Raw genomic sequence first — 21342 nt, forward strand, 5'->3', positions numbered from 1 at the left:
TGGAAAGGGTGGACCGCGCAGGTCCACCCGATCAGAGGTTACTCGCAGGAATAGCTCACGCCATTTGCAGTATCGATCTTGCGGATCACTTCCCAGAATTCCTTGTAAGTCATCGGCAGGAACTGTCCTTCGTTCGACTTCTCGAACTCAGCCTGAAGCGACGTGCCTTCCCACTCGAAGTTGAAGAAGGCGTTCTTGATCTTGTCCTTCAGCTCAGGAGTAAGGTTATGCGCCGTGCCGAAACCCGTGGTCGGGAAAGTCTGCGATTTGTAGATCGTTTTGACCTGATCTTCGGTAATCACATCACGGCTCAGCATACGTGCCTTGACCGAGTTGGCGATAGAGGCCGCCATGTAGTCTTTGTTGGCCACGCCGAGGATCGAGTTGTCGTGCTTGCCTGAATAAACAGGCTCGAAGTCACGCTCGGGCAGCATGTCGAAATCGCCCTTCAGGATCGCTGACGGAGCTTTGAAGCCGGAGTTCGACGTGGGCGAAGTAAAGGCCAACTGCTTGCCCTTAATGTCTTCGACTTTTTCGATGCCGGAACCGGGATAGGTGATGATTTCCATCTCGTACCCGAAGTTGCCATCTTTGGACGCCATAATGGTGAAGGGGTTGAAACCGGCACAGTTCACAGCCAGCGGGTTCGAGCCGGTGTTGAAACCTGCAATGTGCAAACGACCAGAGCGCATTGCCTCAATCTGTGCCGCATTGTTCTGGACCGGGAAGAAGACAACAGACTTGCCGGTCTCCGCTTCCAAATGCGCCAGAAAGTCGGACCAGGCCGCTTTGTAGACGGCGGGATCTTCAACAGGCGTGTAGGCAAAGATCAGTGTATCAGGGTCCACAAGTTCGGACGCATCCGTTGGCGTGTCTGCGATCAGATCGCCGTCCACATCGCAAAATCGTGCATCCAGATCACCGCGTGGGCAGTCCTGCGCCGCAGCGGTTTGAGCGAATGCAAAGGTGAGTGCCACGGCAGCGCCGGACAAAAGAATGTTCTTCATGTTCATTATGTTTCCTCCCAGAGCCATGACGTTATCCGGAACGCAAATTTTTACAAGGAGGTATCGTCACGGATCATTCCGGCAACGGAATGCCGTGCGCGGCCCAATCATCAAAGCTGTCGCTTTCTGACAAATCGGGCAACGGGTCGTTCAGATATCCTTTCGAGAAGAGACGAAAAGAAACATGGGCGTTGCGAGCTGTGTGATAATCGACTGCACTGTCCCCGACATAAAGCGCCTGTGCCGGGTCCACACCGAGGTTATCAATGCTGGCCAGCAGCGGCGCCGGATCTGGCTTTCTGGCCTGCCCATCCTGTGCACCTGTGATATCCGCAAAGTAGGCGGTGAGGCCCATCTGATCACAGATATCGCGAGCCGGTTGCACAGGTTTGTTGGTGCAAATGCCAAGTGGGATGCCGGTGTCGCGAAAGTCATTAAGGGCCGCTATCACGCCGGGGTATGCCTTTGTCAGGGTGGTCATGTTCTGCGTATAGAACGCCATAAACGTCGCCAGCGCGCGGACATGTAACGCTGCGTCAGAGCCGCCTGTCACATCAAGCGACTTCGCGATCAGGGCATCGACCCCGTTCCCGATAAAGGAAATGACGGTGTCGAGATCGAGCGGATCGCGCCCCTCTGACGCCAGTGCGACATTTGCGGCCGCATGCAGGTCGGGGGCGCTGTGTATCAATGTGCCATCAAGATCGAAGATTATCGCTTTGGGGGGGATCATGATGTGCTCCTGAGATTGCTGTTCAGCGTTTACTTACCGCGATGCAAGTAAGAGATGAACCTGCAACCGAGGCGAAAAAACTTCTGGCATCGGGATGATCTTGCGAGAAATGTCCTACCTATGAGGCAGGAGGCCGCGATGCTGCTAGAATTCAAAGACGTCAAAAAGTCCTATCCGGGCAGCGACGGGCCGGTGGCTGTGCTGAACGGCGTCTCTTTCCGGCTGGGGCAGGGTGAGACGCTGGCGCTGACCGGAGAATCGGGCAGTGGCAAAAGCACGCTGCTACACATCGCCAGCGGGCTTGAGCAGGCCGATGCGGGACGCGTTCTGCTGGACGGTCAAAACATGACGCAGGCCGATGACAGTTCTCGCGCGGCATTGCGACGGACCGATATTTCTTTGGTATTTCAACAGTTCAATCTGATCCCTTCGCTGACCGTCGCGGCAAACATCAGCTTTCAGGCCCGTCTTGCAGGTCGCGTCGATACCCAACACATCGATGGTCTGACGAAAGCGCTGGGGCTGGCGGAGCATCTGGGCAAATACCCTGAAACCCTGTCGGGTGGGCAGCAGCAGCGCGTCGCTATCGCGCGTGCGCTTGCCGCGCGTCCGAAGCTGCTGCTGGCGGATGAGCCGACAGGAAATCTTGATGAGGCAACGGCGGCTGACGTGCTTGAGCAGATGTTGAACCTCGTCGCTCAAACCGGTGCGGCGCTGATGATGGTGACACATTCACCCAAGATCGCAGGTCAGATGGACCGCCAATTGCACCTGCGCGGCGGCGTACTGGTATGATCCACGCCTGTCTGGCAGCGCTGTGGTCGCATTGGCGGCGCAACCCTCTGCAGCTGTTCGCCTATTTCGCGGGCCTTGCACTGGCCACGGCGCTGTGGTCCGGCGTGCAGGCCATCAACAGCGAGGCGCGGGCGAGCTATGATGCGGCGGCTTCCACACTGGGCGATGGCCAGTTTGACCAGCTTGTCCCCCGTCAAGGGGATGGCATTGAGCTGGAGACCTATGTCGCGCTGCGCCGCGCGGGATGGCTTGTGTCTCCGGTGGTCGAAGGGCGGCTTGAAGGGGTGCGCCTAATCGGGATTGATCCGCTCACGTCACCGACGGGATTGGGTATCGCTGATCTTTCGCAAACCCCAGACTTTCTGGACGCCGAAGGCGCGGATCAACTGGTCGCGAATGCCCAGACGGCGCAAGTTCTGGAGGGCAAGGCAACACTGCGCACCGATGCAACCATCGCCCCCGGTATCGCGGTCGGCGATATTGCCACCGTTCAGGAGATGTTAGGCACCGCTCGACTATCGCGGCTTCTGGTCTTGCCTGAGCAGCCTATCGGAAGACCCGATCTGGAGACTGTGGCCTCCGACCTGATGGTGCAACCGGCGCAACAGGTGGCGGACATTGGACAGCTGACTGACAGTTTTCACCTGAACCTCACAGCTTTCGGATTGCTAAGCTTTGCTGTGGGCTTGTTCATTGTTCACAGCACCATCGGGCTGGCGTTCGAGCAGCGGCGCGGAATGATCCGGATACTGCGGTCGCTTGGCGTACCCTTGCGTATGGTTGTCGCGCTTATCGCGATTGAGATGATGACCCTTGCTGCCATCGGTGCAGGGGTCGGGATCGTGCTGGGTTACATCATTGCAGCGCTTTTGCTGCCTGATGTCGCGGCGACCCTGCGCGGCCTTTACGGAGCCGAGATTTCAGGTGTGCTGGGCATCCGTACAGAGTGGTGGCTTTCGGGTCTTTTGATCGCGCTTTTCGGGACAGCTTTCGCTCTGGCTGGCCGCATCTGGCAGATTGTTCGGATGCCACTACTGGCAAGCGGGCGGCCTAGAGCCTGGGTTATGGCGTCAGCTTCGCGGTTCAAAGTGCAGACAGCAGCGGCATTCGTCCTGCTGACTGCAACAGGCGCGCTGGCGTTGTTTGGTAGCGGGCTTTATGCCGGCTTCGCGCTCTTGGGTTGCCTTCTCATCGGTGCGGCGCTGGCGCTGCCGGTCCTCGCGTCGCTCGCACTGTCGTGGGTGCAGGGACGGGGGACAGCCCCTGTCTGGCAGTGGTTCTGGGCGGATACGCGTCAACAATTGCCGGGGCTGAGCCTCGCGCTGATGGCGCTACTGCTGGCGGTTTCAGCCAACATCGGCGTGTCCACCATGGTGTCGAGTTTCCGGCTGACCTTTGTCGGTTTTCTGGATCAGCGGTTGGCACCTGAATTGTTTGTGCAGGTCGAAACCGCCGATCAAAGTGCTGCGCTTTTGGCGATGATGGCCCGGGATAACACAGAAGTTTTGCCGCTTGTCTCGACCAGAGGTCAGGTTGCGGGGCAGACCGTAGAACTTTACGGCGTGCGGGTGGGGCCAACCTACCGTGATGCTTGGGTATTTCTTGATGCACAGAACGCCGCCTGGGACGCTGTGGCGGATGGCACTGCGGTGGTGGTGAATGAACAACTCGCGCGGCGATCCAATCTATGGGTTGGTGATAGCGTAGATATTGCAAACGATCTGACGTTACCCATCGCCGCAGTCGTGGGCGATTATGGCAATCCGCAAGGGCAGGTGGTCATGTCTGAAGACGTGTTCATTAAATTGCATCCCGAACTGGTGCCGCTGAGGTTTGGCATCCGGACGCAAAACGCAAGTGAGCTGCGCAGTCGGATTGTCGATCAAGTGGGCATTTCTGACAGCGCTATCGTAGATCAAGCTTCTATCAAGGCGCTGTCACTCGAAGTCTTTGAGCGAACCTTTACCGTCACGGCAGCGCTGAATGTATTGACGCTTCTGGTCGCAGGCTTTGCGATATTGATGAGCCTGCTTACCCTTGCCGATCTGCGCCTGCCGCAACTGGCCCCTGTTTGGGCACTGGGTCTGACCCGCCGCGAATTGGGTCTGCTTGAACTGCTCCGCGCCGTGGCATTTGCGGCCTTGGTGTTTGTGCTCGCGGTACCGCTGGGCTTGGCGCTGGCGTGGGTTCTGCTTAGCGTCATCAATGTTGAAGCCTTTGGCTGGCGCTTGCCGATGTTTCTTTTCCCGTTCGAATACTTTCGCCTCGGCCTTTATGCGATGGTCGCAGCCTTTCTGGCCGCTGCTTGGCCGGCACTGCGCCTGATGCGCACACCTCCTTCCGCATTGTTAAAGGTGTTTGCCAATGAACGCTAAGATACTTGCGATCCTCGTTCTGTTGCCGTTCGCTGTCGGGGCGCAAGGTTTTTCGGGCCTCGGTACCGACGCGGACGGGTTTGCCACACCCGAACCTGATGCGGCATTTTCATTTCCAGCCGACCATGGGCCACATCCCGACTATCGCATCGAATGGTGGTATTTGACGGCGAACCTCGAAGATGCGGATGGCACGCCTTATGGCTTGCAATGGACGCTATTCCGCTCGGCCCTTGCACCGGGGGAAGCGGAAGGCTGGCGGTCTCCGCAGGTTTGGTTTGCCCACGCCGCAGTTACCACGCCCGAGCAGCATTTTGTCACCGAACGGTTTGCCCGCGGCGGGATCGGGCAGGCGGGGGTGCGGGCAGACCCCTTCCGCGCATGGATTGATGAATGGGCGTTGGAAGGTCCTGATTTTGACGCGCTGTCGCTAAGAGCGACCAGCACAGACTTTGGCTATGACATGGCTCTCAGAGCACAGGGCCCTTTGGTTTTTCACGGCAAAGACGGGTACTCGGTCAAGTCTGCTCAAGGGCAGGCAAGTTATTACTACTCACAACCATTCTATAAGATTTCCGGTACGTTGGACCTGCCACAAGGGCCGGTTGAGGTAAGCGGCACGGCTTGGCTCGACCGTGAATGGTCATCGCAGCCTTTGTCGGATGACCAGACCGGTTGGGACTGGTTTTCGCTGTCCTTTGAGAGTGGTGCAAAGATGATGGGATTTCAGCTGCGCCAGACGGACGGGACGGGCTATAGTTCTTCGACGTGGATTGATGCAGATGGCACCAGCACCGCTTACGATGATGGGGTTTTCAGCGCAGTTCCCTTGTCGAGCAGCTCCGTTGCGGGGCGTGATGTTCCGACGCAGTGGCGTGTGCGCCATGCGGCCCAGGGGGTTGATGTGACGGTGGAGGCGCTCAACACGGGTGCGTGGATGGACCTCAGCATTCCCTACTGGGAAGGACCGGTTACGGTGACGGGTACTCACAAAGGGCGGGGATACCTTGAGATGACCGGTTATGAATGAAAACGGCCCCCCGATCAGATCGGGGGGCCGTTTTGATGTCGGGTTGTACGTCCGCTTTAGGCTGCTACGTCAAACCGGTCCGCATTCATCACTTTGGTCCATGCCTTGACGAAGTCGGTGACAAAGGTGTCTTTTGCATCGTCTGCACCGTAAGCTTCGGACAGCGCCCGTAGTTGCGAATTGGATCCAAAGATCAGGTCGGCGCGGGTTGCCGTACGCACTGCAGCGCCTGACTGACGGTCGGTCGCTTCAAACACTTCCTGAGTGTCGTCCATCGCCTTCCATGTGCATGTCATGTCGAGGATGTTGACGAAAAAGTCGTTTGACAATGCGCCCGGACGATCGGTGAACACACCATGCTTGCGACCGGCATAGTTCGCACCAATCACACGCAGACCACCAACCAGCACTGTCATCTCGGGTGCCGTCAGCGTCAGAAGTTGCGCACGATCAACAAGCAGTTTCTCAGTTGGTACGGCAAAGTCTACCGCCAGATAGTTGCGGAAACCGTCTGCTTTCGGCTCAAGTGGCTCAAAGCTTTCGGCGTCCGTCTGCTCTTCTGTGGCATCCATGCGACCGGGCATAAACGGAACAGTCACCTCATGACCGCCAGCTTTCGCCGCTTCTTCGACACCGGCGTTACCCCCCAGAACGATCAGATCCGCTAGCGAGACTTTTTTGCCACCGGACGCTGACGCGTTGAAGTCTGCCTGCACACCTTCCAGCGCTTCAAGCACCTTGGCCAATTTGGCAGGCTCGTTCACTTCCCAGTCCTTCTGCGGAGCCAGACGGATACGTGCACCGTTTGCGCCACCACGGTGATCGGACCCACGATAGGTCGACGCAGATGCCCAAGCGACCGAGACGAGTTCGGGTGCACTGAGACCTGTCGCAAGGATCTTTTCCTTGAGGGTCGCGGCATCCTGATCGTCAATCACAGGGTGATCGCAGACAGGGATCGGATCCTGCCAGATCAGGTCTTCGGCAGGAACTTCCTTGCCCAGATAACGCGGCTTGGGCCCCATATCGCGGTGCGTCAGCTTGAACCATGCGCGGGCATAGGCGTCGGCAAACTTGTCCGGGTTGGCGTGGAAATCCTTGGAAATACGCAAATACTCAGGATCGGTGCGCATCGCCATGTCAGCCGTCGTCATCATCGGCTGATACTTCGGCTCCCCGGTCTCTGCGTCTGGCACGGTGTTGGCCATGGCGTCGCCCTTCGGCTTCCACTGGTTTGCGCCTGCCGGACTTTTGGTCAGCTCCCATTCGTTACCAAGAAGCGTATCGAAATAGGACATATCCCACTGGATTGGTGTTGGTGTCCAAGCGCCCTCAATACCGGATGTTGTCGTGTGGACACCCAGACCGGTCTCGAACGTGTTGGTCCAACCCAAACCCATCTCCTCAATGGAGGCACCCTCAGGCTCTGCGCCGACAAGCGTCGGGTCGCCCGCACCATGCGCTTTGCCGAAGGTGTGCCCACCTGCAACCAGCGCGACAGTTTCTTCGTCGTTCATTGCCATACGCGCAAAGGTGTCGCGGATGTCAAATGCGGAGGCTTGCGGATCAGGGTTTCCGTCAGGCCCTTCGGGGTTCACATAAATAAGACCCATCTGCACAGCGGCCAGCGGGTTCTCAAGCTCGCGCTCGCCCGAGTAGCGGCTGTTCGGTTTGTCGGAGGTGGCGAGCCACTCTTCTTCGGTACCCCAGTAGACGTCTTCTTCCGGCTCCCAGATATCCTTGCGACCGCCGGCATATCCGAAGGTTTTGAAACCCATAGTTTCCATCGCGACATTGCCAGTAAGAACAAACAGGTCCGCCCACGACAGGTTGCGACCATATTTTTGCTTGATGGGCCAAAGCAGGCGGCGCGCCTTGTCCAGGTTGCCGTTATCCGGCCATGAATTCAGTGGCGCGAAGCGCTGGCTGCCTGATCCGGCACCGCCACGGCCATCGCCGGTCCGGTATGTGCCCGCCGCATGCCATGCCATACGCACGAAGAACGGACCGTAGTGCCCGTAATCCGCAGGCCACCATGGTTGCGAATCTGTCATCAGCGCTGCGAGGTCTTTTTTCACCGCATCCAGATCAAGCTCTTTGAACGCTTTCGCATAATCAAAGTCTTCGCCCATTGGATCGCCAAGTGGCGTATTCTGGTGCAAAATCTTGAGGTTAAGCGAGTTTGGCCACCAATCTTTGTTGGTGCGAGCATCGTGGGTGACGTGCTTGGTGCTGCCGTGCATCACTGGGCATTTGCCGCCACCTTCATAATCGTTGCCGTCCATTGGTCTCTCCCGGTTTTGTGAATCTAGAATCGTTATAACAAGCGGTTTTGGTAAATATAAGTTGGTTTTCCTGATTGTTGTGATAACTTTTACTTATGGCAAATTTCACTCTTCGGCAGTTGCGGTATTTTGAGGCTTTGGCGATGCACCGGCACTTCGGTCGCGCGGCGGAGTTCAGTGCAGTGTCCCAACCCGCTTTGTCCGTGCAGATCAAAGAGTTGGAGCAGGCGCTGGGCAAGCAGCTGTTTGAACGCACAGCTCGGCAGGTGCGGCTGACCCCATTCGGTGAGGACTTTGCATTGCGTGTGCGCGAAATCCTTTCACGGGTCGATGCGCTTGATGATTTTGCGAGAGCAGCGCAAGGGGAGCTGTCAGGTCGCTTCCGTCTTGGCGTGATCCCCACAATCGCTCCGTACCTACTGCCATCATTGATCCGCCGCTTGGCTGACAGTCATCCCGCGCTTGATCTGCACGTGCGCGAGACCCTGACACCACGGCTGATGCAGGAGCTTTTGCAAGGCCAGATTGATACGGCCATTGTGGCCTTGCCCGTTTCAGAACCGGCTTTGACCGAGATACCTTTGTTCGATGAAAAGTTCCTATTGGTGAGGCCGGATACCGACCGCGATGCGCCAATGCCACGCGGCGAAGACCTCCGCGAGATGAGGTTGTTGCTCTTGGAGGAGGGGCACTGTTTTCGTGAACAGGCGCTGAATTTCTGCAATGCTCCAACGGCGGTTACGCGCGACGGGCTGGATGGCAGCTCGCTGTCTACATTGGTCCAGATGGTCGGAGCGGGAATTGGCGTAACCCTCATCCCCGAGATGGCGGTCGGGGTTGAGACACGTTCTGCAGGCGTGGCGTGTACTCCGTTCAAGGGACCGCAGCCCGGTCGTACTGTCGGAATGGTCTGGCGGCGCTCGAACCCCTTGGCAGAGGCATTTTCGGAGATTGCAGAAGCAGTGCGGGCCGCAGGAAAGCCGGAAACGTAGTCGTTTGTTTGTATTCTAGCGGTCACTTGTGAAGCAGCTTTGCTTCATTAATCTGGTGGAAAGACCTTAGCGTTTAGAAGGCCTCCGAGGCGCTCCTTGTGTGAGCGTATGTCGCGCCAAGGAGAACCATCATGTCGTCTGAGCCCCGGTCCCCGGATCATGTCAATCCGCTGCGAAGCTTGCTTGCCAAATGTACAATGATGGTGGCCGTCTGCGTGCTTTTGGTCGTGGCAGTTATTCTTTTCGTTGAGTTTCAGCAGAATCTGAAAAAAGCCGAAGATGTCATTGAAATGCGCGGATCTGAAGTGACGCAGCTTCTGGCCGGGCAGATGGGTGGGTCGATCAAGTTCTCCAATAAAGAGGCAATCGAACTGATCATCTCGGACGCGATGAAGGTCGGTGGCGAGGAACTGGTCACAGCAACCGTTTTCGATGCGCAAGGAAGTGTGATTTACTCTACCCAGCCTGATGTCTCAGGTGAGGTTCAATCGCTGGCAAAGCGGAGCATTCAGGAAGTCGGTGGTTTTACGGGAAGTGACGGGCTTTCCTTTGCGGTGGCAAGCCGCTTTGGTGCGAACAATGAGGTAGTCGGTGCGGTATCGACCGTTTGGACACTTGAGCCGAGTGTCGCGAGTATTCTGCAAAACCAGGGGGCTGCGATGCTACTAGGCTTTGCTGTATTTGCAGTTGCGATTATCGGTGCGGGAATTTCGCTTCGCGCCCAGATGTCACAGCCGCTGATCAAACTGCAGACCGCAATGCAAAATGTCGCCCATGAAGACTACGAGACCGACGTGCCTTTTACCAAACGGCGCGATGAAATTGGTCAAATGGCACGCATTCTGGATGCATTCCGGCTTGCGCTTTCAGAGGCCAATGCATCGCGTGCTGCTGCCCTCTTTGCAGGGGCCGGATTCGAAGGGTCTTCGGCTGCGATGATGGTCGTCGATAAGGATGCGCGGGTCGTGTTTGCAAACCCCGCCTGCGAGGAAATTATTCGCGCTCTATCCCCAGAAATCAGAACATTCTGGCCCTCCGCAGATGAAGAGACATTGGTTGGCGCTGATCTAAGCTCGGCTGAAAAACTGCAACCGCTGTTGAAAGCTGCGATTGATAATCCTTCCAAGAATCTCTCGGATGGCATGACCAAAGTTCGCATCGGCGAAAAAGTTGTTGCGATCAATGTCGACGCTGCTCTTGATCGTGATGGGCAGCTTCTGGGTTGTGTTATCGAATGGACCGATCGCACCGAAGCTGAAAAACATGCCGCTTTGATACAGGCGATTGATGTCGGGCAGGCGATTGTTGAGTTCTCTTTAGAGGGGAAAATCATCGCGGCAAATCAGAACTTCCTCGGCATGATCGGTGGCACTTTTGAAGACACTATCAAGTGTTCGATTACCAGCATGTTCGCACATAACCTTGACGGGGATACTGACGGAAGAGCCTTCGCGCGAGCGGCCTTTGCTGGTGAGGTGCCTGCGGGCCAATTCAAAGCGTTCAGTGTTCACGCGGACAAAACCTTTATCCTTGATGGTAACTTCGGGGTGGTCCACGACACAAACGGTGAACCTGAATCCGCGATCTTTATAGGCAACGATGTGACGAAGCGCTCCGAGATGGCAGAGCTTGCCGAGGCGGAGCGAACCAGTGTCCAAAGGGAACAAAACAAAGTTGTCGAGATCCTGACCGTCGCGTTGAAAAAGCTGTCAGACGGCGATCTGGAATCCGACATCAGACATGATGTGCCTGAATCTTATGTCAAGCTGCGCGACGACTTTAACGGAACAGTCGCATCCTTGCGCGAAACGATTTCGAAGGTCATTCACAATTCAGATTCCATCCGAAATGAAACATCCGAAATTACATCTGCCGCTGATGATCTATCCCGCCGGACAGAGAAGCAGGCGGCCACGCTGGAAGAAACCGCTGCCGCATTGGACGAGTTGACGGTATCCGTACGATCCGCTGCCGAAGGCGCTGACGAAGCCAGCCGAACATCAGCGGACGCGCAAAGTAACGCGGAGCAGGGTGGTGAGGTGGCCCGCAAAGCAGTTGTCGCGATGGACGGGATCAAGACATCGTCACAGGAGATCTCGAAAATCACCAGCGTGATTGACGACATTGCCTTCCAAACCAACCTGCTGGCACTCAACGCGGGCGTCGAGGCGGCCCGCGCCGGAGAGGCTGGGCGCGGGTTTGCTGTAGTGGCAACCGAAGTGCGTGGTTTGGCCCAGCGTTCGTCAGACGCTGCACGGGAAATCAATGCGCTTATTACATCGAGTGGCGAACAAGTGCAGCAGGGCGTTGATCTGGTCGGCAAAACCGGCACCGCGTTGGCGTCAATCGTAACGTCCATATCTGAAATCTCCAAACGCGTGGCCAATATCGCTTCGTCCTCACGTGAGCAGGCGGTAGGTCTAGCGGAGATCAATACGGCGATGAATGAACTGGATCATGTAACCCAACAGAACGCAGCGATGTTTGAGGAAACGACTGCAGCCAGCCATGCACTTACGTCAGAGGCGGACGCGCTGGTGTCTGCAGTCGCAGGCTTCAAGATCGGGGAGGGTAAACGCCAAGTGCATAAACCGGTAAAGCCAGCGGCCGTTCCGGCATCGGCTCCGCGGACAAGCCACGTTGTGCAGGGCAATACAGCGCTCGCACCGGTCCACGACGCGGATGGCTGGGAGGAATTCTAAGATGGGATAGTCCGGTTGCCTAGGCAACCAGCACCAAACCCACCTTGGTCTCGCTAGGATTGACGCAGGTCAACCCGACTTGCGTCAATCGCGTGTACCAGCGAAACGAACCGACCAATCTGCCACGTCATCGTCCGTAATCTTGGCAAAAAGAACTTCTGGCACCTCAAAGACATGTCCAGGTGCCAAAGAGGTCAGGACTGCGGCAACATCATCAGGCCAGCCAGCGGCTTCCACGTGCATCGCCTCCAACATGCTCGCTGACGCGGCTGGAATGAAGGGCGCAGACAAGGTCGCGTAGAGCGGAATGAGGTTCAAAGCCAGCCGCACCTGTGCAGCAGCCTTTTCCGGATCGGTTTTGAACGTCGTCCAAGGCGCTTCGGCTTGCAAGTACTCGTTCCCGGCAGCCCAAATCGCTCTGAGCTCCTGCGCCGACTTCCGCACGTCTATCGCATCCATATGCGCCTGATACCGCTGGACACGTGTGGTGATATCAGCAATCAGGGCTTCTTCTGCCGGACCGAAAGTCCCACCTTCAGGCACTGCTTCCCCGAACTTGGAACGACAAAACTTGGTGATGCGGCTGATGAAGTTTCCAAGCACATCTGCGAGGTCTTTGTTTGTGGAAGCCTGAAAATCCTCCCATGTGAACTCTGCATCCGACGTTTCCGGCGCATGGCTGAGCAACCACCAGCGCCAGTAATCGCTAGGCAGAATTTCGAGCGCTTGATCCATGAATACGCCACGTCCGCGCGACGTGGAAAACTGGCCTCCGTCATAGGTCAGGAAGTTGAACGACTTGATGTAATCAACCAGTTTCCAGGGCTCGTTCGAGCCCATGATGGTGGCTGGAAAGCTGAGCGTGTGGAAGGGCACGTTGTCCTTCCCCATAAACTGCGTGTAGCGCACGTCATCTGCGCCCTTGTCGGTGCGCCACCAGCGTTCCCAGTCTGTGCCTTTGCCTGCGTCTACCCATTCCTGTGCACAAGCAATGTATTCGATCGGAGCGTCGAACCAGACATAGAATACTTTGCCCTCCATCCCGGGCCAGTCTGCATCACCGCGTTTGACCGGGACACCCCATTCCAGATCGCGGGTGATGCCACGGTCGCGCAGGCCATCACCGTCGTGAAGCCATTTCTTTGCGATAGAAGTGGTCAGCACCGGCCAATCAGTCTTTGAGCTTATCCATTCGTCAAGGCGGTCCTTCATCTGGCTTTGTCTTAGGAAGAGGTGTTTCGTGTCGCGCATCTCAAGGTCGGTAGAGCCGGAGATGGTGCTGCGCGGATTGATCAGATCGACCGGGTCCAGCTGTTTTGTGCAGTTGTCACACTGGTCGCCGCGCGCGCTTTCGAACCCGCAATTGGGGCAGGTGCCTTCGATATAGCGGTCAGGCAGGAATCGACCATCAGCGTTGGAATAGACCTGTTTCTCGGTGACTTCTTCGATCAGGCCTTCGGCAGCCAGCACACCTGCAAAATGCTGCGTCAGCGCGCGGTTCTGTGGCGAAGAGGACCGCCCGAAATGATCGAAAGACAGCCCGAATCCGGCGGCAATCGTGGCCTGCACATCATGCATCTCGGCGCAATAATCGGCGACTGGCTTGCCTGCCTTGGCGGCTGCCAGCTCTGCCGGTGTGCCATGTTCGTCGGTTGCACACAGGAACATCACCTCGTGGCCGCGCCCACGCAGGTAACGGGCATAAAGGTCTGCGGGCAGCTGACTGCCAACAAGATTGCCTAGGTGTTTGATGCCATTGATATAGGGAATGGCGGACGTGATCAGATGGCGGGCCATAGTGCTTTCCTTTGCGCGGGTTTGCCTCACATAGACCGCTTGGTGCGCAGGATCAATTCGTCGCAGGCACCCTTTGCAGATAGGGGGCAATTGCTTTGCGCAAATCGCTGTAGGCTTTCTTGTCCAGATCACCCTGCCAATTCGCAACAAATGTCGCGCCGGTGTCGCTGGTGAGAAAGATCGCGCCATGCTGGCGGCTGGCTTTCTTGCTTTGCCAAAGCCCGGTGTGGTGGATGAGGTGGCCGCCGGTCCGCTGCGGGATTTGAAAAACGCCAAGTCCGGACTTGCGCCGCTCGTAATAGGCGAAATCCTCTGGGGTGGCGACCCAATCGCGTTCTGGGGCGTACCAATGCATCACAAAACGGGCGTAATCTTCGGAGGAAACCGACCATCCGCCAAACCCGGCGGTGGCCCACATGCGCCCGCCAACAATGGCACCATGCGCTCCTGCCGGAGTCATCACGCGGGGCTTGCAGGTGTCCTCATACGTCTGGCCGGACAGGGCGACGATGACCTGACCGAGGATGGCGTAATTGACATTGGAATAAGAAAATCTTGCCTTTTTAGGCAGATGCGCGGGGTTCGTCAGCGCCTCGCGGGCGATATTTTGCTGGGTATAAAGGTTTCGTCCCTCGCCTGCGGTGTCCATGCCCTTCAGGTTTTTGGTAAACCCTGTGGTGTGATTGGCCAAAGCCGCCAGCGTGATGGGCTGAACGCCCGCCTGAGGCGGCATGTTCAACCGGGCGAGCACAGGGGCAAGATCGCCAAGGGTGCTGGTCCAGCCATACTCTGTCTCTGCCAGCATCTCATTCAGGCACATCGCCGTGATTGCTTTGGACAAGCTGGCGACAGGGTAGGGTACATCGGGGCTGCGGCGCAGATTTGCGCTGCGCAAGATATGTCCATGTCGGCCGAGGCTCATCGCTCCAGCAGTCACGCCGTTATGTGCCATCCAGCTGCGCCAACCCTGTTCGGCCCCGGCAATGTCGAACTCGAAGGGCGTCTGAGGCACAGCGGCTACAATGGAGACGTTAACTTCTGTGCCACCTTTTGATTTGCCAACAGACCCCGGCACAAGATCGCTAATCGTTTGCGCGGTTTTATCGGCATCGCTTTGCCCACTTGGTGCGATTTGCATTGTAACCGGGCTGCCCTGATAGGCGTTTATGGCATAGCCTGCCAGCATCAGGCACAACATCAATATAAAACTGCGCATCAGGCGACCTCCGCTTTCGCCTTTCGCCTAGTGGAAAAGCGTGCATTTCATGCGGCGGAATAGCGGCTATTTTTTGTGGGTGGTGTTCTTCTTGTTTCTGTCAACGCGCAGCAAGCGGCCAATGGTAAAGCTGGTGCGTGGCGCATAGACATACGGCGTGCGGACAGTGCGCGCGGGACGGGCCCGCATTCGGGTCAACCCAAAGACTACCAGCAGCGCATGGCCAACCGAGATCAGCGTAAACAGCGCACCCGGCCCGTAGGTCTCAATCAGCACCGAAGCGATGTAGGGCGCAAAGATTGCGCCTGTTGCAAACCAGAACATCAGCGCGGCAGAAAGCTCCACGCGTTCGTCGCTGCTGGCAAAGTCATGGGCGTGGGCGGCGGCCACCGAATAAATCGGAAAGGTCGTCAGACCGAACAGTCCCGCAGAGAGCATAATGCTCGCGGTGCCAAGCCCGCTCGTGCCCATTGTAACGCCGCAGCTTATGATCGCTGCAACGGAAAGCCAGATCAGAACCCAACGGCGGTCATATTTGTCGGCCAGCCAACCTATCGGAATTTGCGCAATGGCCCCCCCTAAGACAAAAGCCGACAGGAACCAGGCGATTTGTCCGGCACTCAGTCCGACTTCTTGACCGTAGATTGGACCCACCATCCGGAAGGACGCGCTCGACAATGCTGCAACGACCACGCCCGCCGCCGCCAGTGGGGAACGCGCAAACGCCAGCTTTGGCCGCAGGCGGGGCGAAGATGGGGTCGGGGGTTGTTTGATCGTGGTCAGGGTAAGCGGCAATAGTGCCGCACAGCAACCAATCGCAAGCAGATTGTAGGAAACATAAGAAGCTGGAGCGAGAATGCCGACGATCATCTGCGCGCCCAGACTGCCGGTCATATCGACTACGCGGTACACGCCCATGGTGCGCCCGCGTGTCTCATTTGTCACCTTCGCCTGAAGCCAGGCCTCGATCACGGTATAGCAGCCAGCAACACATAGACCGGAAGCGATGCGCATTGCGGCCCATGCATAGGGGTTTACGACCAGCATATGCGCCATCAGACCGATGGCCCCCATGGCCGTGAACGCCGCAAAAGCCCGCGAGTGCCCGACTGAACCCATCAGCCGTGGCGCCCACCAGCATCCGATAAAGAAGCCAAAGAAATGCGCGGAGCCGAGAAGGCCGATTTCCTGATTGGAAAAACCCAGAACGCTGCCTGACAGGACGTCGATAGGCCCAACCCCCCCTGAAGAGAGTTGGAGCAGGATGACCGACAAAAATAGGGCGGCAAAGGAAATCAATAGACGCATAGCGAAGGGGTATGCCCGTTTGGGGGTCAGACCCAAGTAAAATCTGGCACCGATGCACAAATGCTCTCAATTTACGCAATCCGCCCTGCCGGTTCTGTTTTATTCACAGTTTTGTGGAACGAAGGGACGCGGGTTTGTGGCTTGTGCGTGCGTGGCACCGCTCTAGGATGACGCCAAATTGTGAGGATGACTATGAAGCGTAACAAATTGGGTGGCAGCCAGCTTGAGGTGTCAGAGCTTTGTCTGGGGTCGATGACATGGGGCACGCAGAACTCCGCCGAAGAGGCGCATGACCAGATCGACCGCGCGCTGGAGGCGGGAATTGATTTCATAGACACCGCCGAGATGTATCCCGTGAACCCGATCAGCGCTGAAACTGTCGGCCGCACGGAGCGTATCATCGGCCTTTGGTTCGAACGCGGCGCGCGGCGTGAGGATGTCGTGTTGGCAACCAAACACTCAGGCGCAGGAATGGAACATGTGCGCGAGGGCGCGCCGATTTCTTCTGACACCATCGGCGAGACGGTTGAAGGATCGCTCAGACGGCTTCAGACAGACTATATCGACCTCTACCAGTTTCATTGGCCAAACCGCGGCAGCTATATGTTCCGCAAGAACTGGACCTATGATCCGTCCGATCAAAACCGCGCTGATACAATTGCCCACATGGAAGACACGTTGGGTGCACTGCAAGCAGAAGTCAAACGCGGCACGATCCGCTATTTCGGGCTGAGCAACGAAAGCGCTTGGGGGATGGCACAATGGGCTGATGTCGCCCGTCGGGTAGGCGGGCCTAAACCGATCACGGTGCAGAATGAATATTCTTTGATGTGCCGGATGGCGGACACGGATGTCGCAGAAGCCTGCATCAATGAACAGATTGATATGTTTGCATTCTCACCGCTCGCGACCGGGCTTTTGACGGGCAAGTATCAAGACGGTGCCGTGCCGGAAGGGTCTCGCATGGCCCTGAATGACGACCTTGGCGGGCGCAAAGGCCCTCGCGCATTTGAGGCGGTGGATGCCTATCTCAAGGTTGCCAAGGATCACGGTCTGAACCCGGTGCACATGGCGCTGGCGTGGTGTTGTCAGCGGCCTTTCATGGGGTCGGTTATCTTTGGCGCGACACGTATGGACCAGCTGGAAACAGCCATTGCCGCCGCTGATGTGACACTGGACGAAGACGTGCTGACCGCTCTTGATGAGGTCAACCGTGCGCATCCAATGCCATACTAAGAGACCGCCTTTAGGAATTTAAGAAATACACGGGATCACCTGTTCAGGTGGTCCCGCAATCGTTCGTGCGCCGGAAAATGCTGAGATGTCGTTTTCGGCATGGCGTCCGCTAACGTCCTGTCGCATGGTCCCCGAAACCACTCTGACCAAGGAGCCTCCGACATGCCTCTTTCGATGAACCGCGACGTCTTTATCACTTGCGCCGTCACCGGCTCCGGCAGCACGCAGGACCGATCTGCGCATGTGCCGCGCTCGCCCGAACAGATTGCGACAAGCGCCATTGCGGCCGCAAAAGCGGGGGCTGCAGTTGTGCACTGTCATGTGCGTGATCCAGAGACCGGCCAGCCCAGCCGCGATCTGCGCCTTTACCGAGAAGTGACGGAACGCATCCGCGACAGCGAAACAGATGTGGTGCTGAACCTTACCGCCGGTATGGGTGGAGACATCGTTTTCGGCGGCACGGAAAATCCGATGCAGTTAAGCCAGCAAGGCACCGATATGATTGGCGCGTCCGAGCGGGTCGCCCATGTTGCCGACTGCCTGCCGGAGATTTGCACGCTTGACTGTGGCACGATGAATTTCGCCGAAGCCGATTATGTCATGACCAACACCCCCGGCATGTTGACCGCCATGGGACGGATGATGACAGAATTGGGCGTTAAACCGGAAATAGAAGCTTTTGATACGGGCCATTTATGGTATGCAAAACAGCTGGTTAAGGACGGCGTGCTGGACAGTCCTGCTTTGGTGCAACTGTGCATGGGGGTGCCTTGGGGGGCGCCGGATGATCTGAATACTTTTATGGCGATGGTCAACAATGTGCCGGATGACTGGACGTTCTCCGCCTTCGGTTTGGGGCGCAACCAGATGGCTTATGTCGCGGCCAGCGTTCTGGCGGGCGGCCATGTACGCGTAGGGCTGGAGGATAACCTCTGGCTGGACAAAGGTGTGTTGGCTGAAAACTGGCAGTTGGTCGAGCGCGCGGGCACCATCATCGAAAACATGGGCGCACGTGTGATCGGACCTGCGGAAGTCCGCGAGAAGCTCGGCTTGCAAAAACGCGCACCGAAGTGACCTCGGTACCAAGCGCATTGCGGCAGGGAATTTGGTTATGAAAAGCCCTGTATCTGAGAATGTCAGCGTGACGCGTCTTGGCCTGCGCGCTGCGATGGGCGCGATGGCCATGTTTCTCGTGGGTTGTACTGCGGAGCCCTTGCCCGAGATCGAAATTGGTTTGCGGAACCCAACCGTACCACTGGGCGGGACCAGCCGGTTCGAGGCGGGACGGTTTGCGGGTGACTGGCAGACGGTGCGGTGCCTTGGCGAATGTGAGCGGTCCGTGACCTATCAGGTCGCCACCGATGGTGTTTTCCTACGCAGGGCTGGCGACACTTTGACCGCCTATTCGGTGCCTGCACCGGGCATACTGCGCGAAATGGGCGGTGACAGCACGCTGGTCGTTATGTGGGTCGACGAAGGGTTTCGCACGGCGGCGGTCGGTGATGCAGACGGGCGCTGGGCTGCGGTTTTGGGCAGGAGCCGCAAAACCGCACCTGACAGAGTAAAGGCCGCGACAGAAATTTTGGACTTTAATGGCTGGGACATAGCCAAGATGCAGGTGGTGAAATGACGAAAACAGCAGCGATCATCGGTGGCGGTGTCATTGGCGGCGGTTGGGCCGCGCGGTTCGTATTGAACGGCTGGAACGTTCAGGTTTTTGATCCGGATCCAGAAGCCGCGCGCAAGATTGGAGAGGTGATGGCCAATGCCCGCCGGTCCTTGCCGGGATTAACGGATGTGGCATTGCCGGATGAGGGCGCGATCACATTTCACGAAACCATCGCAAGCGCAGTTGATGGAGCGGAATGGATACAAGAAAGCGTACCAGAGCGGCTGGACATCAAGCACGAGACGTTTGCTGAAGTACAGGCAAACTGCGACGCGAGTGCCGTGATCGGCTCTTCGACTTCCGGTTTTAAGCCGAGCGAATTGCAGCAGGGTGCGCTACGGCCCGGCCAGATTATGGTCACGCATCCGTTCAATCCGGTCTACCTTTTGCCGCTGGTGGAACTTGTACCGGGCGACGCTGGCGATGCTGCGCTCGTCGAGAAGGCGAAGTCCGTGCTTTCGTCGCTGGGGATGCACGCGTTGCATCTGAAGAAAGAGATCGACGCGCATGTGGCGGACCGTTTCCTTGAGGCTGTATGGCGCGAAGCGCTTTGGCTGGTGAAAGACGGCATTGCCACCACCGAAGAGATCGACGACGCGATCCGCTACGGGTTCGGCATCCGCTGGGCGCAAATGGGCCTGTTTGAGACTTACCGCGTGGCGGGTGGTGAAGCAGGAATGAAGCATTTCATGGCGCAGTTCGGTCCGGCACTGAAATGGCCTTGGACCAAGCTGATGGATGTGCCGGAATTCACAGACGAGCTGGTAGATTTAATTGCCGGTCAATCAGACGCGCAATCGGGTGCCTATTCCATTCGCGAGCTGGAGCGGATCAGGGACAACAATCTGGTCACGATGATGCGCGGATTGAAAGCGCAGGACTGGGGTGCCGGCGCGTTGTTGAACGCGCAGGAAAAACTGATGCGAGACGGCAGGCCGCTGGGTGCAAAAGCGGATGATGTGCCTGCAGATAAGCCGGTGCTGACCGCGCGGCGGACCGTGCCGCTGGATTGGACAGACTACAACGGACATATGACCGAGAGCCGCTACTTGCAGGCTTTCGCGGACGCGACGGACCGTTTCATGGAGATGATTGGTTGTGACGCGGAATATATCTCGAACGGCGGAAGCTATTTCACGGCCGAGTCGCATATACGGCATCTGGATGAAGTGCACGCAGGGGCTGTGATCACGATTGATACGCAGGTTGTGCTGGGCGAAGGCAAGAAGATGCACTTGTTCCACACCATGCGGGAGGGCGACCGTGTTCTTGCAACAGGCGAGCATTTCCTGTTGCACGTGAGCCTTGAGACGCGCAAACCGGCACCGCCCTCGCCGCAGATCGAGGCCGCCTTGGCGCGGATCGCCAAGGGGCATACCTCTCTGCCCCGACCGGAAGGGCTGGGTCGCGCAATCGGCGGGCCGCGATGAAACGGGTCCTCATCACCGCAGGCGCATCCGGGATCGGGCGCGCCATGGCGGAGGGTTTTGCAGACGAGGGATATGAGGTCTGGGTGACCGATGTCGACGCGGCTGCGTTGAAGGCGTGCCCGGACGCGTGGGTATGCCACCAGGCGGACGCTGTCGATGAGACGCAGATGGCAGGGGTCTTTGCGCAGATGGATGGTTTGGATGTTCTGTGTGCAAACGCAGGCATCGCGGGTCCGACTGCGCGGGTTGAAGACGTGGCACTTTCGGACTGGCGCGCTTGTGTGAGCGTCAACCTTGAGGGGGCATTTCTGGCGTCGAAATACGCAGCACCCATGATGAAGGCTGCTGAAGCGGGGTCAATTGTGTTGGTTTCATCCACCGCTGGTCTGTTCGGCTACCCGAACCGCGCACCCTATTCGGCGGCGAAATGGGCCGTCATCGGTTTGATGAAAACACTCGCGATGGAGCTTGGCCCATATGGCATCCGTGCGAATGCGATCTGTCCGGGGTCGGTGGAGGGGCCGCGCATGGAGGGTGTTCTTGCGCGTGAGGCCGCAGCCAAAGGTATGACGCGGGATCAAGTATACAACGGTTATGCATCAGGAACATCAATGCGGTCATTTGTAGAAGCACGCGATATTGCCGATATGGCGGTCTTTCTCGCGTCACCCAAGGCGCGGCGCGTCTCGGGGCAGGTGATCGCCGTTGACGGTCACACAGAAAATCCCGATCCAAAAGTCGGCTGAGACAGACGCGGCGTAATCGCG

General features: G+C 57.6%; 16 protein-coding genes. 10 read left to right on the top strand and 6 right to left on the bottom strand.

Annotated features, from left to right (window positions below; translation table 11 throughout):
• Positions 1-38: 38 nt before the first annotated feature.
• Together phnD and gph are read right to left on the bottom strand one after the other, a co-directional pair.
• Positions 39-1007: a phosphate/phosphite/phosphonate ABC transporter substrate-binding protein gene (gene phnD, locus Z946_RS0113890; RefSeq protein ID WP_241461369.1), complete on the bottom strand. Its 969-nt coding sequence runs from the start codon at positions 1005-1007 to the stop codon at positions 39-41.
• Positions 1008-1080: 73 nt separating this feature from the next.
• Complete coding sequence (gph, locus tag Z946_RS0113895; RefSeq protein ID WP_025056334.1) at positions 1081-1740, bottom strand: phosphoglycolate phosphatase; 660 nt, start codon at positions 1738-1740, stop codon at positions 1081-1083.
• A 138-nt stretch (positions 1741-1878) separates the two neighbouring features.
• Here gph and Z946_RS0113900 point away from each other — a divergent pair, with 138 nt between their 5' ends.
• The 3 genes from Z946_RS0113900 to Z946_RS0113910 are packed head-to-tail and all read left to right on the top strand — an operon-like array spanning position 1879 to position 5940.
• Positions 1879-2535, top strand: a complete 657-nt coding sequence (locus tag Z946_RS0113900) for an ABC transporter ATP-binding protein (RefSeq protein ID WP_025056335.1) — start codon at positions 1879-1881, stop codon at positions 2533-2535.
• Positions 2532-4910, top strand: a complete 2379-nt coding sequence (locus tag Z946_RS0113905; RefSeq protein ID WP_025056336.1) for an FtsX-like permease family protein — start codon at positions 2532-2534, stop codon at positions 4908-4910. Before Z946_RS0113900 ends, Z946_RS0113905 begins: the two co-directional genes overlap by 4 nt.
• A complete protein-coding gene (locus tag Z946_RS0113910; protein ID WP_025056337.1) occupies positions 4900-5940 on the top strand; it encodes a lipocalin-like domain-containing protein in 1041 nt (346 codons plus the stop codon). Before Z946_RS0113905 ends, Z946_RS0113910 begins: the two co-directional genes overlap by 11 nt.
• A gap of 56 nt (positions 5941-5996) precedes the next feature.
• Here Z946_RS0113910 and katG read toward each other — a convergent pair whose 3' ends face one another.
• Positions 5997-8225: a catalase/peroxidase HPI gene (gene katG / locus Z946_RS0113915; RefSeq protein ID WP_025056338.1), complete on the bottom strand. Its 2229-nt coding sequence runs from the start codon at positions 8223-8225 to the stop codon at positions 5997-5999.
• 95 nt (positions 8226-8320) lie between these two features.
• On the opposite strand from katG, the gene Z946_RS0113920 reads away from it, so the two are divergent.
• A complete protein-coding gene (locus Z946_RS0113920; protein WP_025056339.1) occupies positions 8321-9217 on the top strand; it encodes a hydrogen peroxide-inducible genes activator in 897 nt (298 codons plus the stop codon).
• Positions 9218-9348: 131 nt separating this feature from the next.
• Positions 9349-11919: a methyl-accepting chemotaxis protein gene (locus Z946_RS21890; RefSeq protein WP_025056340.1), complete on the top strand. Its 2571-nt coding sequence runs from the start codon at positions 9349-9351 to the stop codon at positions 11917-11919.
• 84 nt (positions 11920-12003) lie between these two features.
• On the opposite strand, the gene metG is transcribed toward Z946_RS21890, so the two are convergent.
• The 3 genes from metG to Z946_RS0113940 all read right to left on the bottom strand — a co-directional run bounded on the left by metG (position 12004) and on the right by Z946_RS0113940 (position 16240).
• Entirely contained in the window at positions 12004-13848 is a 1845-nt protein-coding gene (metG, locus tag Z946_RS0113930) for a methionine--tRNA ligase (RefSeq protein ID WP_338152253.1), read from the bottom strand.
• The gene (locus tag Z946_RS0113935) at positions 13769-14932 is read right to left on the bottom strand and encodes a serine hydrolase domain-containing protein (protein WP_025056342.1); all 1164 of its coding nucleotides are present in this window, start codon (positions 14930-14932) and stop codon (positions 13769-13771) included. The genes metG and Z946_RS0113935 overlap by 80 nt, the downstream gene beginning before the upstream one ends.
• A gap of 66 nt (positions 14933-14998) precedes the next feature.
• Positions 14999-16240: an MFS transporter gene (locus tag Z946_RS0113940; protein ID WP_025056343.1), complete on the bottom strand. Its 1242-nt coding sequence runs from the start codon at positions 16238-16240 to the stop codon at positions 14999-15001.
• Between the two features lie 192 nt (positions 16241-16432).
• On the opposite strand from Z946_RS0113940, the gene Z946_RS0113945 reads away from it, so the two are divergent.
• From Z946_RS0113945 to Z946_RS0113965, 5 genes are all read left to right on the top strand, one after another.
• Entirely contained in the window at positions 16433-17476 is a 1044-nt protein-coding gene (locus Z946_RS0113945) for an aldo/keto reductase (protein WP_025056344.1), read from the top strand.
• Positions 17477-17638: 162 nt separating this feature from the next.
• Entirely contained in the window at positions 17639-18550 is a 912-nt protein-coding gene (gene bcoG, locus Z946_RS0113950) for a 3-dehydrocarnitine:acetyl-CoA trimethylamine transferase BcoG (RefSeq protein WP_025056345.1), read from the top strand.
• 37 nt (positions 18551-18587) lie between these two features.
• Positions 18588-19106: a lipocalin/fatty acid-binding family protein gene (locus Z946_RS20745; protein ID WP_025056346.1), complete on the top strand. Its 519-nt coding sequence runs from the start codon at positions 18588-18590 to the stop codon at positions 19104-19106.
• Positions 19103-20575 carry a carnitine 3-dehydrogenase gene (locus Z946_RS0113960; RefSeq protein ID WP_025056347.1) on the top strand — a complete coding sequence of 491 codons (1473 nt, stop codon included), beginning with the start codon at positions 19103-19105 and terminating at the stop codon, positions 20573-20575. The genes Z946_RS20745 and Z946_RS0113960 overlap by 4 nt, the downstream gene beginning before the upstream one ends.
• Positions 20572-21321 carry an SDR family oxidoreductase gene (locus Z946_RS0113965; RefSeq protein WP_025056348.1) on the top strand — a complete coding sequence of 250 codons (750 nt, stop codon included), beginning with the start codon at positions 20572-20574 and terminating at the stop codon, positions 21319-21321. Before Z946_RS0113960 ends, Z946_RS0113965 begins: the two co-directional genes overlap by 4 nt.
• Positions 21322-21342 lie beyond the last annotated feature (21 nt).

Source organism: Sulfitobacter noctilucicola, from assembly GCF_000622385.1.
Classification (GTDB): Bacteria; Pseudomonadota; Alphaproteobacteria; order Rhodobacterales; family Rhodobacteraceae; genus Sulfitobacter; species Sulfitobacter noctilucicola.

What these genes read in the sequence shown, in the direction of transcription:
- gph (WP_025056334.1), bottom strand. Translation starts at nt 1,740, where the DNA reads ATGATCCCCCCCAAAGCGATAATCTTCGATCTTGATGGCACATTGATA.
- Z946_RS0113900 (WP_025056335.1), top strand. Translation starts at nt 1,879, where the DNA reads ATGCTGCTAGAATTCAAAGACGTCAAAAAGTCCTATCCGGGCAGCGAC.
- bcoG (WP_025056345.1), top strand. Translation starts at nt 17,639, where the DNA reads ATGCCTCTTTCGATGAACCGCGACGTCTTTATCACTTGCGCCGTCACC.
- Z946_RS0113965 (WP_025056348.1), top strand. Translation starts at nt 20,572, where the DNA reads ATGAAACGGGTCCTCATCACCGCAGGCGCATCCGGGATCGGGCGCGCC.
- Z946_RS0113905 (WP_025056336.1), top strand. Translation starts at nt 2,532, where the DNA reads ATGATCCACGCCTGTCTGGCAGCGCTGTGGTCGCATTGGCGGCGCAAC.
- Z946_RS0113960 (WP_025056347.1), top strand. Translation starts at nt 19,103, where the DNA reads ATGACGAAAACAGCAGCGATCATCGGTGGCGGTGTCATTGGCGGCGGT.
- Z946_RS0113920 (WP_025056339.1), top strand. Translation starts at nt 8,321, where the DNA reads ATGGCAAATTTCACTCTTCGGCAGTTGCGGTATTTTGAGGCTTTGGCG.
- Z946_RS0113945 (WP_025056344.1), top strand. Translation starts at nt 16,433, where the DNA reads ATGAAGCGTAACAAATTGGGTGGCAGCCAGCTTGAGGTGTCAGAGCTT.
- katG (WP_025056338.1), bottom strand. Translation starts at nt 8,225, where the DNA reads ATGGACGGCAACGATTATGAAGGTGGCGGCAAATGCCCAGTGATGCAC.
- phnD (WP_241461369.1), bottom strand. Translation starts at nt 1,007, where the DNA reads ATGAAGAACATTCTTTTGTCCGGCGCTGCCGTGGCACTCACCTTTGCA.
- Z946_RS20745 (WP_025056346.1), top strand. Translation starts at nt 18,588, where the DNA reads ATGAAAAGCCCTGTATCTGAGAATGTCAGCGTGACGCGTCTTGGCCTG.
- Z946_RS0113910 (WP_025056337.1), top strand. Translation starts at nt 4,900, where the DNA reads ATGAACGCTAAGATACTTGCGATCCTCGTTCTGTTGCCGTTCGCTGTC.
- Z946_RS0113935 (WP_025056342.1), bottom strand. Translation starts at nt 14,932, where the DNA reads ATGCGCAGTTTTATATTGATGTTGTGCCTGATGCTGGCAGGCTATGCC.
- Z946_RS21890 (WP_025056340.1), top strand. Translation starts at nt 9,349, where the DNA reads ATGTCGTCTGAGCCCCGGTCCCCGGATCATGTCAATCCGCTGCGAAGC.
- Z946_RS0113940 (WP_025056343.1), bottom strand. Translation starts at nt 16,240, where the DNA reads ATGCGTCTATTGATTTCCTTTGCCGCCCTATTTTTGTCGGTCATCCTG.